Source organism: Mesorhizobium sanjuanii (assembly GCF_002529485.1).
In the GTDB taxonomy this organism is placed as follows: Bacteria; Pseudomonadota; Alphaproteobacteria; order Rhizobiales; family Rhizobiaceae; genus Mesorhizobium; species Mesorhizobium sanjuanii.
This window is the reverse complement of the sequence record NZ_NWQG01000013.1, coordinates 1-21,499: the sequence shown is the minus strand read 5'-3', so window position 1 is coordinate 21,499 and position 21,499 is coordinate 1. Positions and strand designations below refer to the sequence as shown.

Annotated in this window: 17 protein-coding genes and 6 pseudogenes; 18 read left to right on the top strand and 5 right to left on the bottom strand. The window is 57.0% G+C overall.

Features of this window, described 5'->3' with window-relative positions; all coding sequences use genetic code 11:
• Positions 1–214: 214 nt before the first annotated feature.
• Positions 215–1,021: pseudogene (locus CN311_RS33195) on the top strand (condensation domain-containing protein).
• A 213-nt stretch (positions 1,022–1,234) separates the two neighbouring features.
• Here CN311_RS33195 and CN311_RS02910 read toward each other — a convergent pair.
• A pseudogene (locus tag CN311_RS02910) lies at positions 1,235–2,546 on the bottom strand (IS30 family transposase); the annotation flags it as partial.
• A gap of 23 nt (positions 2,547–2,569) precedes the next feature.
• On the opposite strand from CN311_RS02910, the gene CN311_RS02905 reads away from it, so the two are divergent.
• The 4 genes and pseudogenes from CN311_RS02905 (at position 2,570) to CN311_RS02890 (ending at position 5,421) form a co-directional block, all read left to right on the top strand.
• Entirely contained in the window at positions 2,570–2,902 is a 333-nt protein-coding gene (locus tag CN311_RS02905; RefSeq protein WP_208866412.1) for an integrase core domain-containing protein, read from the top strand.
• A 13-nt stretch (positions 2,903–2,915) separates the two neighbouring features.
• Positions 2,916–3,618: pseudogene (locus CN311_RS02900) on the top strand (FAD-dependent oxidoreductase); the annotation flags it as partial.
• 57 nt (positions 3,619–3,675) lie between these two features.
• Positions 3,676–4,065: pseudogene (locus tag CN311_RS02895) on the top strand (GlcG/HbpS family heme-binding protein).
• A gap of 141 nt (positions 4,066–4,206) precedes the next feature.
• Positions 4,207–5,421, top strand: a complete 1,215-nt coding sequence (locus CN311_RS02890; protein ID WP_342586598.1) for a M24 family metallopeptidase — start codon at positions 4,207–4,209, stop codon at positions 5,419–5,421.
• A 60-nt stretch (positions 5,422–5,481) separates the two neighbouring features.
• Here the strand turns inward: CN311_RS02890 and CN311_RS02885 are convergent, their stop codons facing one another.
• The 3 genes from CN311_RS02885 to CN311_RS02875 all read right to left on the bottom strand — a co-directional run bounded on the left by CN311_RS02885 (position 5,482) and on the right by CN311_RS02875 (position 8,452).
• Positions 5,482–6,666 (bottom strand): glycine C-acetyltransferase, encoded by a 1,185-nt coding sequence (locus tag CN311_RS02885; RefSeq protein ID WP_097571915.1) that lies wholly within the window; start codon positions 6,664–6,666, stop codon positions 5,482–5,484.
• 53 nt (positions 6,667–6,719) lie between these two features.
• On the bottom strand, positions 6,720–7,586 hold the full coding sequence (locus CN311_RS02880) for an aminotransferase class IV (protein ID WP_425351046.1): 867 nt from the start codon (positions 7,584–7,586) through the stop codon (positions 6,720–6,722).
• A 410-nt stretch (positions 7,587–7,996) separates the two neighbouring features.
• Complete coding sequence (locus tag CN311_RS02875; RefSeq protein ID WP_097571913.1) at positions 7,997–8,452, bottom strand: Lrp/AsnC family transcriptional regulator; 456 nt, start codon at positions 8,450–8,452, stop codon at positions 7,997–7,999.
• A gap of 250 nt (positions 8,453–8,702) precedes the next feature.
• Between CN311_RS02875 and CN311_RS02870 the strand changes: the two genes are divergently transcribed.
• The 5 genes from CN311_RS02870 (at position 8,703) to CN311_RS02850 (ending at position 14,612) form a co-directional block, all read left to right on the top strand.
• Positions 8,703–9,878 (top strand): amidohydrolase, encoded by a 1,176-nt coding sequence (locus CN311_RS02870; RefSeq protein ID WP_097571912.1) that lies wholly within the window; start codon positions 8,703–8,705, stop codon positions 9,876–9,878.
• A gap of 216 nt (positions 9,879–10,094) precedes the next feature.
• Entirely contained in the window at positions 10,095–10,994 is a 900-nt protein-coding gene (bcoG, locus tag CN311_RS02865; RefSeq protein WP_097571911.1) for a 3-dehydrocarnitine:acetyl-CoA trimethylamine transferase BcoG, read from the top strand.
• A 640-nt stretch (positions 10,995–11,634) separates the two neighbouring features.
• Positions 11,635–12,606 (top strand): 3-hydroxyacyl-CoA dehydrogenase NAD-binding domain-containing protein, encoded by a 972-nt coding sequence (locus CN311_RS02860; RefSeq protein ID WP_097571910.1) that lies wholly within the window; start codon positions 11,635–11,637, stop codon positions 12,604–12,606.
• A gap of 168 nt (positions 12,607–12,774) precedes the next feature.
• Positions 12,775–13,770, top strand: a complete 996-nt coding sequence (locus tag CN311_RS02855; protein WP_097571909.1) for a dipeptidase — start codon at positions 12,775–12,777, stop codon at positions 13,768–13,770.
• A 440-nt stretch (positions 13,771–14,210) separates the two neighbouring features.
• Positions 14,211–14,612, top strand: coding sequence for an OsmC family protein (locus CN311_RS02850; protein ID WP_165779565.1), 402 nt, complete (start codon positions 14,211–14,213; stop codon positions 14,610–14,612).
• Positions 14,613–14,644: 32 nt separating this feature from the next.
• On the opposite strand, the pseudogene CN311_RS33190 reads toward CN311_RS02850, so the two are convergent.
• Positions 14,645–15,760, bottom strand: a pseudogene (locus CN311_RS33190) (IS66 family transposase).
• Positions 15,761–16,277: 517 nt separating this feature from the next.
• On the opposite strand from CN311_RS33190, the gene CN311_RS32855 reads away from it, so the two are divergent.
• The 8 genes and pseudogenes from CN311_RS32855 to CN311_RS02815 all read left to right on the top strand — a co-directional run bounded on the left by CN311_RS32855 (position 16,278) and on the right by CN311_RS02815 (position 21,222).
• Positions 16,278–16,604, top strand: a complete 327-nt coding sequence (locus CN311_RS32855; protein ID WP_208866410.1) for a transposase — start codon at positions 16,278–16,280, stop codon at positions 16,602–16,604.
• Positions 16,555–16,755 (top strand): transposase, encoded by a 201-nt coding sequence (locus CN311_RS32850; RefSeq protein ID WP_208866409.1) that lies wholly within the window; start codon positions 16,555–16,557, stop codon positions 16,753–16,755. Before CN311_RS32855 ends, CN311_RS32850 begins: the two co-directional genes overlap by 50 nt.
• Positions 16,756–16,841: 86 nt before the next feature.
• Positions 16,842–17,477: a Mu transposase domain-containing protein gene (locus CN311_RS32845; protein WP_208866407.1), complete on the top strand. Its 636-nt coding sequence runs from the start codon at positions 16,842–16,844 to the stop codon at positions 17,475–17,477.
• A gap of 15 nt (positions 17,478–17,492) precedes the next feature.
• Positions 17,493–17,971, top strand: a pseudogene (locus CN311_RS02830) (ATP-binding protein); the annotation flags it as partial.
• Positions 17,951–18,373 carry a reverse transcriptase domain-containing protein gene (locus tag CN311_RS33185; RefSeq protein WP_245440709.1) on the top strand — a complete coding sequence of 141 codons (423 nt, stop codon included), beginning with the start codon at positions 17,951–17,953 and terminating at the stop codon, positions 18,371–18,373. The pseudogene CN311_RS02830 and the gene CN311_RS33185, both read left to right, overlap by 21 nt.
• A complete protein-coding gene (locus CN311_RS33180) occupies positions 18,370–18,807 on the top strand; it encodes a hypothetical protein (RefSeq protein WP_245440702.1) in 438 nt (145 codons plus the stop codon). Before CN311_RS33185 ends, CN311_RS33180 begins: the two co-directional genes overlap by 4 nt.
• A 373-nt stretch (positions 18,808–19,180) precedes the next feature.
• On the top strand, positions 19,181–19,954 hold the full coding sequence (locus tag CN311_RS02820; RefSeq protein WP_097571906.1) for an SDR family oxidoreductase: 774 nt from the start codon (positions 19,181–19,183) through the stop codon (positions 19,952–19,954).
• Positions 19,955–20,103: 149 nt separating this feature from the next.
• A complete protein-coding gene (locus CN311_RS02815; protein ID WP_097571905.1) occupies positions 20,104–21,222 on the top strand; it encodes an ABC transporter substrate-binding protein in 1,119 nt (372 codons plus the stop codon).
• The last annotated feature ends 277 nt before the right edge of the window (positions 21,223–21,499 follow it).

The following is a 21,499-nucleotide window of genomic DNA, read 5'->3' as shown; positions in this document are numbered from 1 at the left end:
TATGAAGCCACGTAAACGATCGCGAAGCGGGTTGTTACCACGGCTGCCCACCTTTTTGAATCGTTTCAAAAAGCATATCCCAGCAATTATAAATCCGCGTAAATATGTATTGTTTAATGCGGCAACGAACGACACAATAATTCTCCTAAACTTCAAACCGTCTCCAAGAGAAGGCGGGTAGGCTCTCCATACCACTACATGGCTGGAGAAAGCCATGAATCATGTTACGCGTCCGCTATCGCATGGCCAGATGGGGCTTTGGATCCATAATCAAAAAAGACCAACCGGGAGCGGATACAACCTGCCAGTCGAGTTGCACAGAAAGGTAGCGTTCGACATTGAGGTCTTGCGCCGCGGGCTCCAGGCATTGATAGATCGCCATGAAATGCTGCGCACGACCTTTCACCAGGAAGGTGAGCAGGTCGTTCAGCGCATTCATGAGGCAGCCCTTCTGAGTTTTGAGGTCGTTCGGCTACAAGGTCTCGAAGAGGCGGACTTCTATCACTCCATCGCAGCGGAAGCTCGCTCGCCTTTCGATCTGGAACATGGGCCCTTGTTTCGCGCACACCTGTTCATGCGCAGTGCCAGGGAAGAGGTTCTCCTCCTCAATTTCCATCACATCGTTTCAGACAGCTAGCATTCGCACCTCCTGCACGAGTTCGGCAGGCTCTGGCGACACGGATATACCGGATCTTACCACGGCGGCTCCTTACAAGGACTTCGTAGCTGGCAAGAGCGCCTACTTGCCGGGGACGACGGCGAACGCACGTGGGCCTACTGGCGCAGCCAGTTTGTTGAACATGAACCTGACCTGGCTCTTCCGACCGACAGACCGCGAGCCGCGCTTGCCACGCACACCGGGTCGGTTTTCTCCGTTTATATTGAGATGCCGCTGGTCGCGCGCTTGGAGCAACTGGCGCACCAGAAAAAAGTGACTCTCGCCATCGTGCTGCTTGCTTCCTGTTATGTCCTGCTGCTGGAGTGCGCCCCTAGGGGTGGACAGACCGTCCTGAGGAATTGACCATGGCTGTCGGGTTTTCGAAGCAGAACCATGGCAAGACATCGTAGTTGCAGCATCACGTTTAAGCGTCAGGTGCCCGCCTGACGGCCGCCGCCTTGCGCGCCGCAAATCGGGCGCAGAAAGCCACCGCCAGGTTGCGTTCACCATTCCGATCGCGGCTCCCAAGGCGGATTCAAACGATCGTCGCAACACCGTATTCACTGATGGCTGCAAATCGTCAAGCGCCTCTGCCGGCGTTTTCCAACCCAGGTCTTTCTCGGTCGGGCATTGAGGGCCGTTGCCACGGCGGTGATCTCATCAGCGCTGTGGATGCTCAGGTCGGTGCCTTTCGGGAAGTGCTGACGCAGCAGCCCATTGGTGTTCTCGTTGTACGCTGCCAAGGGCTTTGCGGGTCGCAGAAGTAGACCTAGACACCCGCATCGATCTTGAGGCGATCGTGCTGGGCCATTTCGGCTAGGTGATGATGGTGCGCGTAATTGCGTCGCGCACGGCTTCGGCCCGTGTCCCGCGAGAGCAGGGCCATTCTTCATGCGCGGAGTTTCGCCATGCCCCCGCGAGCCGGGAAGATGCAGCAACATCGTGAAGCGTGTCGTACGCTCAACCAGCGTGCCGATCGCCGAGCTGCCAAGACCAAGGATGAGGTCTCCTTCCCAGTGACCCGGCACCGCGCGATCGGCCGCTTCGGCGGGGCGTTGACTGATCATGATCTCCGGCAAGACAAAGCTCTTACCTCGACTGCGTACGCGGGCTCTGGGGACCCGCAGCACGCGCCCCGTTCGCGAGCAGGTCGACAGTTCGCGGCGTAGCGCTCCCCGACCCTGAACGAAGAGGGCTTGATAGATGGCTTCGTGGCTGATGCGTAATCGTCTTGTCGTCCGGCAAGTCGATCGGCAAGCGTCGGGCGATCTGCTCCGGGCTCCAAGCCCTGGCCCATCGCCGATCCTTTCGCGGACCGTGCCGGCGGCCCTTCAACCGAACGGCCGCACCAGGAACGGCGGCGCCACTTGGGGACATGTCGACGCCGGCCAGTCGCTGCTCCACTTAAGTGCGCAAGGTTGCGTTGAGCGCAAGCTTGGTCGGTTTGGGCCGACAGGCCGATCGGTCGGCGTGCCATTGGGCTGTCGATGCACGATATTCCAGCCCGCCGCTGCGCGTCGCGGCATTGCGTCGTAGCTCACGGGAGATGGTCGAGAGGCGGATCGGCGAAGCCGGGGTCCGATCTCGCGTCTCGAAAGGCCCTGAACGCGAAAAGTGCGATCTCCTCACGTTCCGCAAACGAGAGATACCGCCCGGACGACGGCTTGGTCGAAGATCTGAACATCGCTGGTGGCATGCTGCCTGCCTGTCGGAACAATCTGGTTCCGACAAGTTGCGACATACCAGCCGCCAGCGCAGCATCTTCGCTGGTCATTCCCTGCGCTAACAAGAATCGCTGGAGTTCAGATCGCCCCGCTACTGGCGGACGTCCCGGTGACGGCAACGGCGCTCGTGCAGAACGGTGTGATCGTCGCTTTCGAATGCCCATCGCAACCTACCTTCGTTTAGGTGTTGCGACGATCGTTTGAATCCGCCCAATATGCCGCCGAGACTTACCAGCAGCTTCTCGCCGGCCACGGTCTGGCCGGCTCGATGGGCCGCAAGGGCAATCCTTATGACAACGCAAAGGCAAAGAGCTTCATGAAGACCCTGAAGCTCGCGGCGGTCTATCCGATGGCGATTGAAACCTCCGACGACGTTGCCGAGCACCTTCCCCACTTCATCGACGAGGTCTACAACAAACGCAGGCTCCATTCGGCGTTGGGATATCTCAGCCCGCAACAGTTCGAGGATCAACATCTGGCAGACGGCCAAAACCGCAGCCTGATCAGTGTCCACCCCTAGGGGCGCACTCCATTTGCATGGCAATTTTTATGGAGGTTTTTTCACCCTGTCGGATTCTACCGGCGACATTCACAAGTATTGCGCGGGCTTGGAGAAGGCCTGCACAAAGCGTGGCGCTCAATTTATCTATGACGCTGCGGTGACCCGGATTGAACACCGGAATTGCTTTAACCTCGTTTGCACAGCTGGGGGCGCCGATCAGACGTTGGAAGCCGACGGCATTGTTGTGCGTGCGGGAACAAATAGTCGCGATATCGCTGTGATGTTCGGGGATCGCATCAATATTTATCCGGTGAAAGGGTATTCAATTACAGTGGATTTGGATGGGTTGGCGGCAGATTCCTCGGCGCCTTGGGTAAGCATTCTGGACGACCGGGCCAAAATTTGTGACCAGCCGCCTCGGTGCAGCGCGCCTGCGCGTCGCAGGTACCGCAGAGTTCAACGGCGTCAATTTCGACATCCGCGAAGATCGCATCAGACCTTTGGTCGACTGGACGCGGATGGTGTTCCCGAAAGTCGCAACTGAACACGTTGTGCCGTGGGCAGGGCTGCGGCCGATGATGCCGAACATGATGCCCCGGGTCGGCAAAGGCCGAGTTCCAGGTGTCTTCTATAATACGGGTCATGGACATCTCGGGTGGACGCTTTCTGCCGCAACATCGGCCATGCTGGCCACGGTTGTGGCTGCGGATATTCCGGTCGATGCTCGTTTGGCGGGCGTAGAAGACGCCGCCGCTAACAAGCTCAAGGGAAAATCAAATGACCAAGCTGACTTGGAAGTTGCCAATTCCATCATTATCGGGCTTGGTCGACGGCAAGCGGGAAGGGTCTTAAGCCCCGGAGCGTTGCGGTTCTGGATGCTGGCGGCCACTTGGTCGCGTTTCAGAAGCAGGACGGGCTTCAATGCTCCGCTTTGAAATTGCATTCGGCAAGGCGTACGGAGCTCTGGCCGTCGGTTTCGGTTCGCGCTGGCTCGACAAAGCATCAGGCGACCGCCCTCACTTTGTAGCCGGCCTGACCGCTTTATTAGGCGGCAAGATTCTTGGGGCGTGCTAGTGCTAGACCAGGCCGGTCGGTTGCTCGCCGGAGATACATCTGACAACGATGAAGCAGCGGCCGTGGAAGCAATTGAGATTGGCGGTTTGAATGCTCAGGCGGCCTGATTGAGGCTACCCACTGAAGCGCCTCGCGCTCGTAGAGAGACGCAAATCTGGCGGGCGATCAGGCACATTTGAAATAGCATCTGCGCCGTCAGCGCGATTTTGGCATCTTTCGTGCACTGAGCGCCTTTAGGATGGTGGTAGATGCAGCCGCCACGGCCGAGAACGTTGGATAGACAGGGTTATAGAATGGATCTAGAGGCCTCCTACGGCTTTGCGCCAACCGAGTTCGAAGACCGCGTTGTACGGGCTCAGCGGTTAATGGAGCTACATCACCTTGACGGCCTATTGCTCACTTCGATGGACAATATTCGATACTTTATCGGTGTCGATTCCACGTTCTGGGAGAGCTACACCCGGCCCTGGTTCGTGCTAGTGCCTGCTACCGGGGCGCCCCTTGCGATCATTCCAGAGATCGGAAGGGCGATCATTGAGAAGACATGGATCAAGGAAATCAGATCCTGGTCGTCGCCTCGGCCCGAGGACGAAGGGACCTCTCTTGTTGTCGCTGCGATATCCGACCTGCCCCGGCGACACGGACGGGTCGGGGCTGAGCTTGGTTTCGAACTGCGACTGGGAATGCCGGTAACGCAATTGAATGCGATCATTGGCGATCTGAAAGGCGTCGAGATTGTTGACGGCGCAAGCCTCATTTGGCAGCTCCGCATGATCAAGAGCCCGGCCGAGGTCAGTAAAATCAAAAAGGCAGTCGGCATCGCGGGTGCCGTATACGCCCAAGTCCCCGGTTTCGTTAAAATCGGCGATACCGAGCGTACGATTCTTCGGGAATTCCGCGGTCGCCTGAATATGGGAGGTGCCAGCGCTATTCCAACCCTCATTTGCAGATCCGACGTCGGCGGGCCTTTCGAGATTACAGGCGGGCCAAGGAACCGACCGATCGCCGATGGCGACCTGCTCTTCATAGACACGGGTACCACCTTTGATGGGTATTTTTGCGACTACGATCGCAACTACCAGGTTGGTAGGGCTACAGATGCCTTACGGTATGCTCAAGAGAAGGTGTGGGACGCGCACGAGATTGGGCTTCAAGCGGCAACAGCAGGGGTTACGGCAGGATTTGTCTTTGAGCAGATGGCTAAGGCACTCTCTTCGGGTGGGGCGGACCTCAATAGCAACGGACGCATGGGGCATGGACTTGGGTTGCGGCTAACCGAACCGCCGTCAATTCGACTGGAGGACAATACGGTGTTGCAGCCAGGCATGGTGCTCTGCATTGAGCCTGCCTTGGAGTACGAGCCCGGTAAAATCGTCCTGCATGAGGAAACAGTCGTGATCACTGACGGAAAGGCCCAACTGCTCACGGTTCGGGCGCCGAAGCAGCTAGCGCAGATACGCTGATAAGGTGCTGGCCTAGGCATTCGCGCGAAATTTGGCGGCGAGTCAGTCAGATTCTGCGGGTCATATAATCGAAAGTTCCCTTGCTACCGCCGCAAACGCCGCCACGGCGCGATCGATGTCGGAAGTGGAATGCGCCGCCGACATCTGTGTGCGGATGCGCGCCTGGCCCTTCGGCACCACCGGGAAGGAAAAGCCGATGACATAGATGCCGCGCTTCAACATGCGCGCCGCCATCTCCTGCGCCAAGCTGGCGTCGCCCAGCATCACCGGGATGATCGGGTGGTCCGCGCCGGCCAGCGTGAAGCCGAGCTTACCCATCTCAGATCGGAACCGCGCCGCATTGGCATAGAGGCGTTTGCGCAAGGCATCGCCATTGCGGATCAGGTCGAAGACCTTGATCGAGGCGCCGGCGATCGCCGGCATCAGCGTGTTGGAGAACAGATAGGGTCGCGAGCGCTGGCGCAACCAGTCGACCACCTGACTTCTGCCGGAGGTGTAGCCACCGGAAGCGCCGCCCAGCGCCTTGCCCAGCGTACCGGTGATGATATCCACCCTGCCCTCGACACCGCAATGTTCGGCCGAGCCACGGCCGTTTTTGCCGACGAAGCCGACCGCGTGGCTGTCGTCGACCATGACCATGGCATCGTATTTGTCGGCAAGGTCGCAAACACCCTTCAGGTTGGCGATGATGCCGTCCATGGAAAACACGCCGTCGGTGGCGATCAAGCGGAAGCGGCAATCCTTCGCCTCCTTCAGCCGCGCCTCGAGATCGGCCATGTCGTTGTTGGCATAGCGGAAGCGCTTGGCCTTCGACAGTCTGACACCGTCGATGATCGAGGCATGGTTCAGCGCATCCGAGATGATCGCGTCTTCCTCGCCAAGCAGCGTCTCGAACAAGCCGCCATTGGCGTCGAAGCAGGAGCCGTAGAGGATCGTGTCTTCCAGGCCAAGGAAGGACGAGATCGTCGCTTCGAGCTCCTTGTGCTCCTCCTGCGTGCCGCAGATGAAGCGCACCGACGCCATGCCGTAGCCATAGCGGTCCAGAGCCTGCGAGGCCGCCTTTCGCAACTCGGCGCTGTCGGCGAGGCCGAGATAGTTGTTGGCGCAAAAATTCAGCACGTTCTCGCCACCGACCTCGATTTGCCCCGATTGCATCGAGGAAATCACCCGCTCGGATTTGTAAAGGCCCGCAGACTTCAGGCCCGCGAGTTCGTTCGAGAGATGAGAAATGAAGGCGTCGGTCAAGGCAGCAAGTCCTCGCCGCACGGGCGAGGATCTCTCCACAATATTTCGCCGTCCTACGCGTAATTTACCGGGGTCGACCATGCCGGGTCGGCATGCTTCTTCCAATACAGCTCAGTCAACTGACGTGTGAGGGCGCCGATCTTGCCGTCGCCTACAACGGTTTCGTCTATCTTGGACACCGGCATGATCCCGCCGGCGGTAGACGTGATGAAAACCTCATCGGAGCCCTTCAGCTCGTCGCGATCAATGTCGCCGGCGCTGACGGGTAGGCTGAGTTCGTCGCAAAGATCAAATACGGTCTGCCTGGTAATGCCCGCAAGGACGCCATAAGCCGGTGTCTTCAAGCGGCCGTCCTTGACGGTGAAAACGTTGAAGCCAGGCCCCTCGGCAATGTTGTCATTGATGTCGACAATCAATCCCGTTTCGGCACCGTAGTCGTACGCATCGAACAGGCCTTTCACCAGATCGAGCCAGTGATAGTTCTTGATGGTCGGATCGATCGACTTGGGCGGGATCCGGACGGTGTTGCTGATGGCGACATGTAGGCCGCGCTCCATCTGCTCCTTGTTGGCAACCGACCCGAAAGGCACCGCGAATGCGATGAACCTGTTCTCCGACTGGCGGGGGTCGCGGCTAAAGGTGGGCGAGCAGCCCCGCGTGCAGATCATTTCGACATAGGCCGACTTGTGCCCGGACAGCGCCACACAGGTCGACAGGATCTTTTCGATCTCACTGCGGTCATAGGGAAGCTTCATGCGCAGCTTTTCCATTCCGCGGAAGAACCGGTCCAGGTGCAGTTCCAGCCTGAAGAACCTCCCGTCCCAAACATGAACGGTGTCGTAGGTGGCGTCGGAATGCAGAAAGCCCCAGTCCAGAACGGACACCTTGGCTTCGGACATCGGCAGGTACTGATCATCCATGAAAGCTACGCCGTGAGGATAATGCCGTGGATCGCAGTGCCGTTGCTCTATGGCTGGGAGAGTCGTTGCAGCTTCGACTGCAGCAAGTGTCATTCCTGAGTCCTCCAAATCTTGCAATACAGGGGCTACGCACACACCCGGTTACGATTTGCCGCCGAGGGACCGCCCAGCGGCTCCACGTCCTAGCAATTCAAGTGCTGGCGCATCTTCAGACACCCAGCACGCTGCGCGTGCCAGATGTCGTCGCCGCTATCGACTGGCGCATGACCCCTTTCGGGGCTGCCCCGGTCATCCAGTAGTCCATTAAATTGCAGACTTCGATGCGCTGATTGCGATCAAACTGGCCCTCCGGCTGCAACGACCGCTTCAAAAAGGGGCAGAAGTGACGGAAACGTTCAGCCGTACCACAGCTACAACAGAGCCCGAGGCTCAAACTTCACGCGGTCCAGAGCAATCATGCTCTTGAATTTGCGCACATTGGGATTTGTGTAGAGTTTCGTCTTTACAAAAATGTCAAAGGCTTCGACGTCCTCCACCGCTACAATAAGAACAAAGTCAGCATCACCTGTCACCATATAGCATTGAGTGACTTCTTTTGCCGCCCTCATTGCTCGCTTGAACTCGTCGACTAGATCTAAACGCTCGCGATCGAGCTCCACCGTTACGACCACGGTCAGCGACTTCCCAAGTGCTTTGGGGTCAACCAGGGAGATATCAGCGGTGATAACGCCATCGGCGCGTAACTTGTTGACGCGGCGCATGCATGAGGCAGCAGATGAGCCCACGAGATCCGCAAGTTCGGCAAACGACAACCTGTTGTTCTTTTGAAGAGCGCCCAGTATCCGCCGGTCAAGGTCATCAAGCATCCCAGCACCTTAGAGGCGAAGCCACGATTATGCAAAGCGTACCGAAACGCTGGTTGCAAAATCGGAAGCTCAATGAAACGCTACCCCATTCAAAAGTGCCATTATTGCAAACGTCGCGGATATGCGAGCGTTTCTTTTCACCGGAATGCAAATTTTGGCCAAACTATTCCAAACGCTTAGGGCAGATTATGCACATAGGCACGGACCACGGCCCTGCGATGGCCGCCAGACGTCGCTTAAGGGAGTCTGCATGCACTCAGTCGACGAGCTTTATCACCTGACCGACGAGATCACGGCCTGGCGCCGGCATCTTCATCAAAACCCCGAACTCGACTTTGCTGTGCACGAGACGGCACAGTTTGTTGCAGACAAGCTGGCGTCCTTTGGAATCAACCACATTGAAACTGGCATGGCCGGCACCGGCATAGTCGCTTTGATCCAGGGCGAGGGTGGCGAGGGGCCGACAATTGGCCTGCGAGCAGATATGGACGCCCTGCCGATCCATGAAGCGACGGGAAAGGATTGGGCCTCGAAGATCCCCGGGAAGATGCACGCCTGCGGTCATGACGGCCACATGGCCATGCTGCTTGGTGCTGCCAAGTACCTCGGTAGGAGACGGAATTTCAGGGGCGGAGTCGCGCTTATCTTCCAACCGGCCGAGGAGGTCGAATTGCCCTCGGGCGGGCTCAAGATGGTCGAAGACGGCTTTTTGGACCGTTTTCAAATTTCCCAGGTCTTCGGGATGCACAACTGGCCAGGACTCGATGTTGGTAAGTTCGCCATTTGCGCTGGCCCGATGATGGCCTCGCAGGATGATTTTGACATCGTTGTAAAGGGTCGCGGCGGGCACGCTGCAGCCCCGCACTTAACAGTTGATCCGGTCGTAATAGCCGCTCAGGTCATTATTGGCCTGCAGGCCTTAGTATCGCGCAGCACCGATCCCGTCGAGTCGCTGGTAATCTCCGTCACGAAACTCCGCGCCTCGAATGCTTATAACGTGATTGCCGATGAAGTCGAACTGGCAGGAACAGTCCGCGCGTTGGCCCCTGCCCTGCGTGACTTCGCCGAGACTCAGCTGGAGATCACTGCGCGGACAATTGCGCAAGCCTTCGGAGGAGACATTGCCTACCGGTACCGCCGATCGGTTCCAGCGACCGTGAATGATACGGCTGCCACAGCTCTTGCCGTCCGCGCGGCTGGAGGTACAGGCGCGGCAGCGATAGACGAGATGTTCAGACCGGTCATGGGTGCAGAGGATTTCGCTTACATGCTTCAGGCTCGCCCCGGAGCTCTCATATTCATCGGCAACGGCCCGTCGGCCGCTTTGCACAATACAGCCTACGACTTTGATGACGCTGCAATCCCATACGGAATGGCCTACTGGGTAAACGTCGTCGAGGCCGCTCTCGGAAGCGCCGCCCGCTGAGGTCCCAGCGTTTCAAACACCTCGGATTTGCGTTTTATCCGTTTCACGCATCCAGAAGTTTTGGCGGAATAGTATCTAACGAGTGTTCCATGATGCCCAAGAATTGGCGGTGGACCAGTGCTCATCCCACGTATTTGAAATTCTGTCTGTCCGCGGTGAAAGGGTGAAAGGCGTTGGCTGCCGCCGCTGCGTCCACCTTCATATGAGGAGAACTAAATGCCCCTATCCATCAACCGCGAGGTTTTTATCACGTGCGCTGTGACTGGTGCAGCGGACACCGCATCAACGTCCCGCAACGTACCTCGCTCACCGAAAGAGATTGCAGCCGCGGCCGTCGAGGCCGCCAAGGCGGGCGCTGCAGTTGTCCACATACATGTTCGTGATCCTGAGACCGGTGCCCCTTCCAACAGTCATGATTTGTATAAAGAGGTTACCGACCGAATTCGACAGGCAGATACTGACGTAGTTCTGAATATTACGGCCGGTATGGGTGGAGACCTTCTACTTGGAGGTGTGGAGCAACCGCTTCCCCTAGACCCGAGAACCGACCTTTTGGGGGTCACGGAAAGATTTGCCCATATCGTTAAGTGCGTTCCAGAAATTTGTACGCTGGACTGCGGCACGATGAATTTCAACGCCGGCGATCTTATTATGACCAACTCGCCAGCGACGCTTCGTGTTCTGTCGAAAATGATGACCGATTTCGGCGTTCGTCCTGAGATCGAGATATTTGATACCGGGCAGCTGTGGTTTGCCAAGCAACTCGTCGAGGAAGGCTTAATTAAAGATCCCGTCTTGGTTCAACTTTGCATGGGGGTGCCTTGGGGTGCACCGAATGACCTGCTCACCTTTGCGGCAATGGTGAATAGCATCCCTTCGAACTGGACATTTTCAGCATTTGCTATCGGCCGCCACGCGATGGCCTATCCAGCAGCTGCCGTTCTAGCCGGCGGCAATGTCCGCGTAGGGCTCGAGGATAATCTGTACGCTGCAAAAGGTCAGTTTGCCACGAACGGTCAGCTCGTCGAGAAGGCTGTCAATATCGTTGAAAATATGGGCTCGCGGATCATCGGCCCAGAAGAAGTTCGTCGTAAACTAGAACTAACGAAACGCTGAGCCGTACTTGCAGCGCTCGTCCCCAATCGGCAGTAAGGCGGACGTTGACGAGCCCATCATAGGCGGCGGCTGGATTGCCCGCTTTCATCTGGCCGGCGTCGATGTGGCGAATGCCAAGAGGACTATCCCTTCTGACGATGGCACCTTTGCCCAAACGCGGCAGTCTCACCTTTTATGCGCCTCGAAGAAGTGGTTGCCTACCCAGAAGGCGTGCCTGAAACCGGGATGTGAACCGTAGCGTACTGACCAAGGCGCTGCTGGCCATTCCAAAGCTCTAACCATATGGGAGCAGTTGCTTACACTGACCCTGGAGCGCCTTCCTACCCCGTCGGCGTCAAGGGGCGTAACGCACATGAACATTTCCGCCACTTTTGTCTAATTTTGATGTGTGCGTTGCGAACTGCAGGCCATTTTGATCGCAATGCCAGTACGAACGCGCTAAACTCACGATCGGGCGACCGAAATCGGCCTCATTTGGCCAATGCTTCGCTCAGAAAGCGGGCAAGCGGGTCAAATAGTCGCGAGACAACAGGGGAGTGCCCGGGCAGTGACGAAAGCGTAGGCACAGCTTCCAACTCAATCACAAAGTCGAATTGCTGGTCCAACACCCTTCTCGCAACTCAAGGAAATATTTAGCGCTATGGGCCGCCCCGATCCCAAAAACGTTAAGCAAGTTGGATGTATCGGTTCAGGAACCATAGGAGCGGGATTTGCAGCTCAGTTCCTTGCCAACGGATATGATGTGATCGCACAGGATCCGGGCAGAGATGCCCGCGACTTCCTTGAGCGACTGCTTGACCAGGCGTGGCCAGTGCTTGAGCAGATTGGGTTGAAGACAGGCGCTTCGCGGGAACGTCTTCGCTTTACTCACGACATCGAGGAAGCGGTTTCTGGGGCGGAGTTCGTCCAGGAAAGCGTCCCTGAAGACCTTGAGTTCAAAGTGCGCGTTTATGAGAGGCTTGAAGAGCTGGTCCCGCCGGAAATCGTTATTGGCTCGAGTACGTCAAGCTTTCCAATGACCGAAATTCAAAAGCGCTGCAAGTATCCCGAACGCACGGTTGTGGCGCGTCCCATTAATCCGCCATACCTTATTATTATCCCGCTCATCGAAATCATCGGCGGAGAAAAGACCGACGTCGCTATTTTGGACTGGGCGGCTGCGTTTTACGAAGCAGCTGGAAACCGCGTTCTCCGCATGGAGAAAGAGATCAACGGCTTCATGGCCAACAGGCTTCAAACTGCTCTGTTTCGTGAAGCGCTACATATGATCGCGGCAGGACAAGCTACTGTCGCCCAGGTTGATGACTGCCTAACTGACGGATTAGGGCTACGATGGTCATGCATGGGCCCTTTCGCAACATTTAGTTTGGCAGCGGGTGACCGTGGCTTAGGCCCATTTATGGATCTTCTTGGAAGTGTAGAGTGGCGGGCACCTTTGGTCACAGAGTCCCCGTTGCCAGATTGGAGCCCCGAGCTGCGCGCGCGTATCGTTGATCAGGCGCAGGAGGTTATTGCTGGAAGAACGATTCCGCTGATCGAAGAACGAAACAACACGATTCGCGACGTTAGCCGAGCGAATGCTTCGGGAGGTCGTAGCGGTATCATACGTTAAGTACTCCATACACGCGGCCCCGCCCCGCAAATATGGTGAAAACAGGGGTGAAGTTCGTTGAGGATGCGGAGGTGTCTCATAAGTTGCTTTCTGTGTTGCGACCGCATCCTCAGAAGACAATAATGCTGATAAGCCGACGGCTGAATTTACTGAGAGGATGGCTGAGAAATGATCTCCGAGAAAACGCAAAACTTTTGGAACAACAATATTATATGGGACATGCTTTTCCCACTTGACCTACCCAACCAGTCATATGGCTGTCCGCCAAAGTATCTTGATCATTATGTTGACGCGGGAGTGTCGTTTACTGCAATCTCATTTGCTGAAGACGCCAGCGACCTTGATTACGCTGTCAAGGGCATTGCATCCCAAAGGCGGCTAATTCATTCAAAGCCCGACAAGTTTATCCATGCACTGACTGTCGACGATGTTGTGCGTGCAAAGACTGAAGGAAAACTGGCTGTCGGAATGCAGACCCACGGCACCGCTTGGTTTGGAAAGAATGTTGGTGTCTTGGAGGTATTTCGGGAGCTCGGACTGCGTGTCGTTCAGCTAGTCTTTAATGCTTCAAATTTTGTCGGGGGAGGATGTTCCGACCAAGCCGACGGTGGTCTGACAAGCTATGGTAAGCAAGTTGTGCGCGAAATCGAGCGCCTGAAGATGGTCGTAGATCTTGCTCATACCGGATATCGTACTACGCTTGACGTATTGAACATGGCGGAGAGACCGCTGATGTTCTCGCATGTCGGCATAATGGCTCTTCATGAACACTACAGAAATCTTCGCGACGACCAAATATTGGCACTGGCGGCGAACGGTGGAGTGATTGGTCTCTCAGGAAACAATGCCTATATCGGCGATGAACACGGGGCGATGTCGGCCATATTCAAGCATCTGGATCACGTTGTCCAGCTTGTCGGCCCGGACTATGTCGGTTTTGGTTTTGACTTTGTGTTTGAGACTGACTTGCTGGACCAGTGGGCTCGCGAGATGGTGAGCGAATGGCCCGACTTTGCAGATCCGAACTGGAAAGGGTTTCGCTTTCAGAGGCCCCAGGATGTAATTAATCTGGTGCAGTTGATGTTTGATCACGGCTATCCCGAAGATGCAGTCAAAAAGATTGTGTCACGAAATTTCATGAGGTTGTGCAAAGAAATCTGGTGAAACCAATCACACAATTGGCGTTTAACCGAAGTACGACATCGTATACGGTTGGCGTGAGCTGACAAGAGGGCGTTTTAAGCACTTTTTCACGGTTGGGAATGATCGGAGAGTTTGGTCGAGATCACCAAACTTGATTTCAGGCGATGACTGCCTAGACCGCGATTTTGCGCTTACGCGTTAAGCGCCATCGGTTAGATGCGGAGCAGACTACAGCCAATGCAGCAATCCTCTCATCACCTCTATTATCCTCGTCATCTTCTTCAGACCAAGTAGGTATCAACATGCGTGATGGAAAGCCGTCCACAAAGCTGGGTTGCCTGTTTGCACAACTCCGTGAGGAATCCCTCTCTGGGGAGCCTCGTGTTTGTCTTGAAACGATGTCGGGGATGACACGACAGGTGGAAGGACTACGGTCGGAATCGCGTTTTGGTGGGCTCGCCATGACAATTGATGAACCGGTCAGCTTTGGCGGCACAGGAACAGCCCCGAATCCAGCCGAAGTGATGCTCGCCGCGCTTGGCGCCAGCATTGAAGTGACGGTCCGATGCTATGCCGATTTTTTGGGCGTGCAGGTAAGGTCAATCGGGGTGGAGTTGTCGGCAGAGATGAACAGTCAAGGTTTTTTTGGAACGGGGGCCGGTATTCGATCTGGCTTTCCTGCAATTTCTGCGGTCGTGAAAATCGTCAGTGACGAAGAGCCAGATGCCTTTTCCGAACTGCTAGAGATTGCCGAGCGTTGTTGCCCCGTACTCGATAATGTAAAACGTCCTACCCAAGTGACGCTGTCCCTTGATGTTGTGAAGCCTCGTGAAAACTCCGTGAATCTGGAGCAAACCGTTTGAATTTATCCCGTCGATCGTGAACCATTTGACCGCTAGGGCAACACGTAGTCTGGGGCATCTCTCGGACTGATGAGTAGCTTAAGGGAGTTGAGCGAGCGAAACTGAGCTTCTCGTCCGATCTCGTGGCTTACGACACGATGCCCGGGATCAAGTCGTCTGCGGTACTCCGAAATGGGAGGTACACGGTCAGCCGCAGATTGCGAGCGTTGTTGGCTTGGAAAGTCGTGCGTGTGAACTTTCGCGCATTTCCTGCTGAGTAAGGTTGTTTTCGTCCCTGAGGACGGGCACGTATTGCCTATGTGGCTCAGCGGCGTTGCGGACATCGATGCCGAAGCCATGAAGCTGGCTGCACCGGGACCGTTTAATGCTGTCAGGACTCCTGCCGCCCTCGGTGGATGATCGCGTCCGGTTTTTGATCGGAATGCCGTCCGGTAAATCGTCGGAATCCGACTGCCGACTGTAAATCCACGAATGGCGCGCTCCGCGATCAGGTTGTCGGGTTCGAACTGGCCATCGTAGAGGAAGCGATTGAACGCGCGCCATCGCTTGGTGCCGTAGGCGAAGGCCTTCGCCATATCGGCATGGCGCGACAAACCCTTGCCCTGGCACATGAGCTGTCGTCGCAGTGCGCGGACCAGTGGTCGGGTCCGCCTTCGTCGTGCGGCCAATCGCTCGGCGGGCGGCATTCCCCGTATCTCTTCCTCGATCCGGTAGATCGCCTGGATCCCGGCCATGGCCGTCGTGCTGAGCTCGGTCGGCTGGCTGTCGTGAACGTCGAATATCTTGCGACGCAGATGGGCCAGGCAGGCAGCTTCTCGAATTGCGCCACCCTTGTAGAGCTGGTTTTAGCCGCTGCGGTCGTCGGCGACATAAGCCCAGAGCGCGCCCTTGTGCCTCTTGCCGGTGCTGGGCGCTAGGATCGGAAGCCGCGTGTCGTCGGTGTGAATCTTGCTGCGGGTACGGCCGAAATCTCGGATGCGGTCGTAGATCCAACTCCGCCAGGACGATACGCAGTGCCGTCGGATCGACGGTGCCGTCGATCCGCAATCGCGCGCCGTTCGGAAAGGCCCGGCCGGGTCCGGGCAATCGGCGACGGGACGCTCGACCTCGGGCAGATCGTTCACTTCGATCCGCCGGAAAATTTCCATCCCCCAATCGGCCTCGAGCTCGCCGCCGTCCATCTGCTTGCGCCAGGCATAGAGCTGTGACTGAGCTACGCCGAACGCCTCCGCGACCTCAGTCACCGACGACCGAGCAACGCGCGTTTCTCCGTGCAACTCCACAGCCTTCTTTGCCGCACGCGCCCGCGCACCGTTGTAAGCTCTTCGGTCGCTGCGGCGCCGCTGATCTCGGCGACCATATCGTCCCTCGCATGTTCCAATGTCATGGCGCGAAAGCTCCATGTTCATCGGCCTATTGCAAGGTGCCTTGGCGCATCGCTTACGACCGGAGTACAGGCCGCCGAAGATCTTCAGGACGATTGAGCGAACGAGGCTAACCAAATCTGGGATCGCCCCGGTGTCGAACAACCGCTGGCCATTGGTTCGTGATCAGATGGTGCCTGATCCAGGAATAGGGCTGCGGCGAGATCGTCGCACCCTAACATGGCCACACCGCCCACCAGCATAGCCCTGCCGCACTGTCTCAATATCATGATGGCGCCGCGTGCAACGCCGGGCCGTTCATCCCGATGGTTACGCTTACAGCAGATTCTGTGATCTCTTTAGAGGCTTCGAGCGGCGGCTGACGCCGACGATGCGCCAGGTGCATGTCGCCGGAGACAAGGTGTTCGTCGACTATTCCGGCAAGAAGCTGCCGATCGTGGACCGCAAGGCCGGCGAGATCCGCGAGGCCGAGATCTTTCTCGGGGTGCTCGGCGCGTCGAGCTACATTCGCCGAGGCGACCTGGAGCCAGACCCTGCCGGACTGGATTGGCTCGCATATGCGCATGTTCCGCTTCTTTGGCGGCGTCCCGCGCCTGATTGTTCCTGACAACCTGAAGTCCGGTGTGAACCGTGCAAGCTTTTACGATCCGGAGATCAACCGCAGCTTCGGCATGATGGCTTCGCACTACGGTGTCGGCGTTCTGCCGGCGCGACCGAAGGTCGAAGTGGAGTCCGTTTCGCGCAGAGCTGCATTCTAGGCCGGCTGCGTAACCAGACCTTCTTTTCGCTGCACGAAGCCAATGCCGCTGTCCGGGAGGCTGTCGAGCGGATTAACACCCACGTCATGCGGCGATTGGACCAATGCCGTCGCGACCTGTTCGAGACGATGGAACGGCCAGCGCTCGCCGCACTACCAGCCGAGGAATACGAGTTCGCTGAGTGGCGGCTGGCGCGGGTATCGACAGACTATCATGTCGAGTTCGAACGCTATTTCTACTCCGTGCCGCACGGCCTCATTCGCCAGCAGGTGGATGTCCGGGCGACGAGCCGAATGATCGAGATATTCTTCAAGGGCAAGCGCGTCGCTGCCCATCAGCGCCGCTATGGCGGGGCTCGTTTTGGAACCGATCCGGACCACATGCCCAGTTCGCACCGCCGCTACGCGGAATGGTCGTCGGAGCGCTTCCGGCGCTGGGCTCGTTCGATCGGTCTACAGACCGAGGGGCTCGTCATCGCCATCCTTGCCAGCCGGCCGCATCCGGAACAGGGATTCAGTAGATGCCTCGGCGTTCTCAAGCTCTACCAGACGATCGACACAGCGCATGCCGAAGCCGTTTCGGCCCGTGCTCTCGAGATCGGCGGCCTGAACTGCAAAACCATCAGCGCCCTCATCAAATCCCACAAAGCCTCCAGGCACACCGCCGAACCTGCCGCCGTGGGCGAGCACGCCAATCTTCGCGGCCCAGGCTACTTTCATTAAGGAGATAATCAACAAATGCTGACCAACCCCACCATCGACATGCTGCGCGAACTCGGCCTTTCCGGCATGGCAAACGCGTTCCAGGAACTGGAGACGCAGCCGGAGGCAAGAGCCCTCCAGCATGGCGAATGGCTTGCCCTCCTACTCGAACGGGAGGCGACAACGCGCCGTCGAAGCGCTTCGAGGCCAGAGCCCGTGCCGCCAGATTACGTCATGACGCCCAGATCGAGAACGCCGATTTCCGCGCAACTCGCGGTCTCGATCGCAATCTCTTCATGAAGCTGACGACATGCGACTGGATCAGACAGCACCATAGCTTGCTCCTGATCGGACCGGCTGGCGTCGGAAAGAGCTGGCCGGCCTGCGCGCTCGGCCACAAGGCATGCCGCGAGGATCTTTCGGTCGCATGCCACCGTGTACCGCGCCTCTTCGCGACGCTCGCCCTTGCCTGCGGTGACGGCCGCTACGCGAAGCTGCTCAAGAGCCTATGTCGGCATCGAGCACCCAGTTCACAGCAAGAGACGGACAGGGGCACCCCGCAAGGGGCGGGCATCAGCCCGCTCCTCGCCAATATCTTCCTGCACTACATCCTCGATCTCTGGGCCCACCAATGGCGACATCGCCATGCACGCGGTTGTGTTGTGATCGTGCGCTACGCTGACGACTTCGTCATGGGCTTTGAGAAGAAGGCCGATGCAGAGGAGATGCTGTTGGCCCTCAAGGCGCGGCTGGCCGGCTTTGGCCTGACGCTCCATGAGGACAAGACGCGGCTGATCGAGTTTGGCCGGTTCGCGGCCCTCTTACGACAGCGGCGTGGCGAGCGGCGGCCAGACACCTTCGCCTTCCTGGGCTTCACCCACTACTGCGGCGGACCCGGGATGGCCGGTTCATCGTGAAGCACAAGACGGAAGGGAAACGCCTGACGCGCAAGCTGACGGCGCTGCGCCAAGATGCCTGGCGGCTCATGCACGCGCCACTGGCTGCGCAGCACAGGTGGTTCGCCGCCGTTCTGCGTGGACACTACGGCTACTACGGCAGGCCGCACAACTACCCAGCGCTCAACGGATTCCATCGGCAAATGCGCCGGATATGGCTACGGTGTCTGAGACGGCGCAGCCAGAAAAGCCGGCGCATGGGCTGGTCGGAGTTCGAGACCCTGACGGCGCGCTTCCCCTGCCAACTCCGCGCATCACTCGAACTTGGGCGCAAGCAGGGATATGACGCGGGTTACCCTCGGGAAGAGCCGGGTGCGGGAAATCCGCCCGCCCGGATCTATGAGGGCGAAAGCCGAATGGCTGAGCTACTCGACCACGACCTTTTAACCTTTTAACGCATCAAATTTGAACCTCTAAGCGCTCTCGTGACGTTTATCGGATCGAACGCTCCCGTCAATCTTCTCACTATTTTGAAATGACGGTTGCGGTTGCAGCGTCATTTTGAGCGAAATCACCACGAGTGTTACGATCTAATAATAATAGCGGGCGACTGAGATGTTACTTCAAATGGAAAAGTCTCACAGGCACCGCTATCCGCCGCGCTGACGGCAACTGGTGCGCGCAGTGTGCCAGAGTTCTGATGCGCGAATACATGAATTTCCGAGATCTGAATCCTCTCGATGCGCCTCTCGGACGATCGCTTTCGCAAAGGTTGGAGGGCTGAGGAATGACTATTGTCGAGGGCTTTCCTGCATCAGGAGCAGAACAATGACCCCATCCCTCTCCCTTGCTGGTCGCCGAGCTATCGTCTCAGCTGCGGCCTCCGGTATTGGCCGCGTTATCGCCGAGACGCTCGCGGAAGCGGGAGCCAGGGTGGAAGTTTGCGATGTTGATGAGCAAAAGGTCGCAGATATAAATCAGCGTCATGGCTCTATTGGTGCGACCTGTTGCGACCTTGCTGATGCAGGCGATACGCAGCGCTTCTTCACTGCCGCAGTTGAGCGGCTGGGCGGAATCGACATTCTCATCAACAATGCCGGCATAGCAGGCCCGATCGAACTTGCAGAATCCATGACACTGGAGGCTTGGAACCGGACGTTGGCGGTAAATCTCACAAGTCATTTTGTGCTTGCCCGTCTCTCCGCTCCTCTTATGCGACAGGCCGGTGGCGGAGCTATAGTAAATATTTCGTCGACAGCAGGCCTGGAGGGCAATGCGCGACGGTCACCCTACAACGCTTCGAAATGGGGGGTCATCGGACTTGCCAAGAGCCTCGCCAAGGAATTGGGTCCTTCGAAGATACGAGTCAACGTCATCTGTCCCGGCTGGGTTGAAGGCGATCGTCTAGAGCGTGTAATCGCCGAGGAAGCTTCTAACCTGGCAATCGACCGCGACGAGGTCCGTGCACGCTTTATGTCGGCATCGTCGCTGGGCATAGGGGTGCTGCCAAATGATATCGCGGCTATGGCGCTCTTTCTTGTCTCGGATGCAGGCAAGCGTATGTCGGGACATATCTTCACGGTGGATGCCGACGCGATGTGAATCTTGACGTTGAGACCAACATAATGCGCCGACTTTCGGCCCCGCTTACGAGGCAAAAACAAGGGGAATCCTCGATGGTCTCTCGTAGTGATCGAGTCCTCTCTGCGGCAACACAGGAAAGGACTAGATTGAAGTGCATTTGGTCGTGATTGTCTAGGCAGACGATTAAGAACAACGGTGCTCAACTCAAGGAAATGTCGATAATCTACCAACAAATGGGAGCCGGAATTATGAAGTTAAGGTCAATCATTGTCGCTTGCAGCTTTCTGGCGGTTTTGCCCAACGCCGCATCTGCCGATGAACCTATCACGTTCACCTCTTGGGGCGGGTCCTACCAGGACGCCATGCGCCATATCTTTTGGGAACCGATCAGTAAGAAACTAGGGATTCCGTTCAAAGAAGACACCGGTGCATCACTCGGCATAGCCGGTATTCGCACTCAGGTTCAGTCTGGAGCGGTTCTCTGGGACGTGGTCGATTTGTCAATTCCTGACTGCGCCACTGGGGCAGCCGAAGGATTGTTCGAGCCTCTGGACTACGCAGTAATCAATACCGAGGGGATCGATCCACGTTTCGTCACACCGTCCTGGGTCGCGGGCCCATGGTCCACCGGTGCCTACTTAGCTTGGCGAAAAGGATTATTCGCTGAAAATCCTCCAAAAACGTACGCCGACTTTTGGGATGTGAAGAAATATCCAGGCCGCCGGGCGCTCTATGACGCGCCGCAAGAGACGCTCGAAGTAGCGGAAATGGCAGACGGTATACCAACTGACAAGCTCTATCCAATTGATATTCCCAAAGCTCTAGAAAAGTTGCGGGAGATCAAGTCTGACATAACAGTCTGGTATACTGGTGGGCAGCAGCAAATCGACCTCGTCCGAAACGGTGAAATCGACATATTGTATGGGTGGCAGGTTAGAATGGATCCCCTCTACAAAGAGGGTGTGATCGACAGGAGCCTAGATCAGTCTATCCTTGTCCCTCAATGTTTGGTGGTTCCTAAGGGTGCCAAACACAAAAAATTGGCTATGAAATTTATAGCGTCGATGCTGTCACCTGAAGTTCAAAGGACAATTCCCGAAAGCTTTACAGCTGTGCCTATCAATCAGAAGGTATTCAGCGATAACATGTTGACCCCGGAGGTCATTCAGACGTTGCCCAGAATGAAAGACGCAGCCGGGTACGCGCTAAAGAATGCGGAATACTGGTCGACCCCAGGCATCTTGAGCAAAGCTCAGGAGCAGTGGGATGCCTTTAAGCAAGAGTAACAGTGCTGTGACTCAGATCAGTTCGAGCCTGGGATCGCGATCCTGAGCTCGAACTGAAGACGTTGATAGCACCAAAAGCGCCAGACGCATTCGTTTGATACTGCGGTTCAAAGGCTCGATAAATGACTGACCACACGGCGGATACCGTAAAAACCGAGCCGGGCATTCTGGGAATCGCCGGGGTTCCGGTTCGAATTCAGGGCCTTTCCAAAAGCTACGCCAGATTGCCAGTATTGAAGTCGATCAATCTGACAATAAGGCCTGGTGAGTTTCTCAC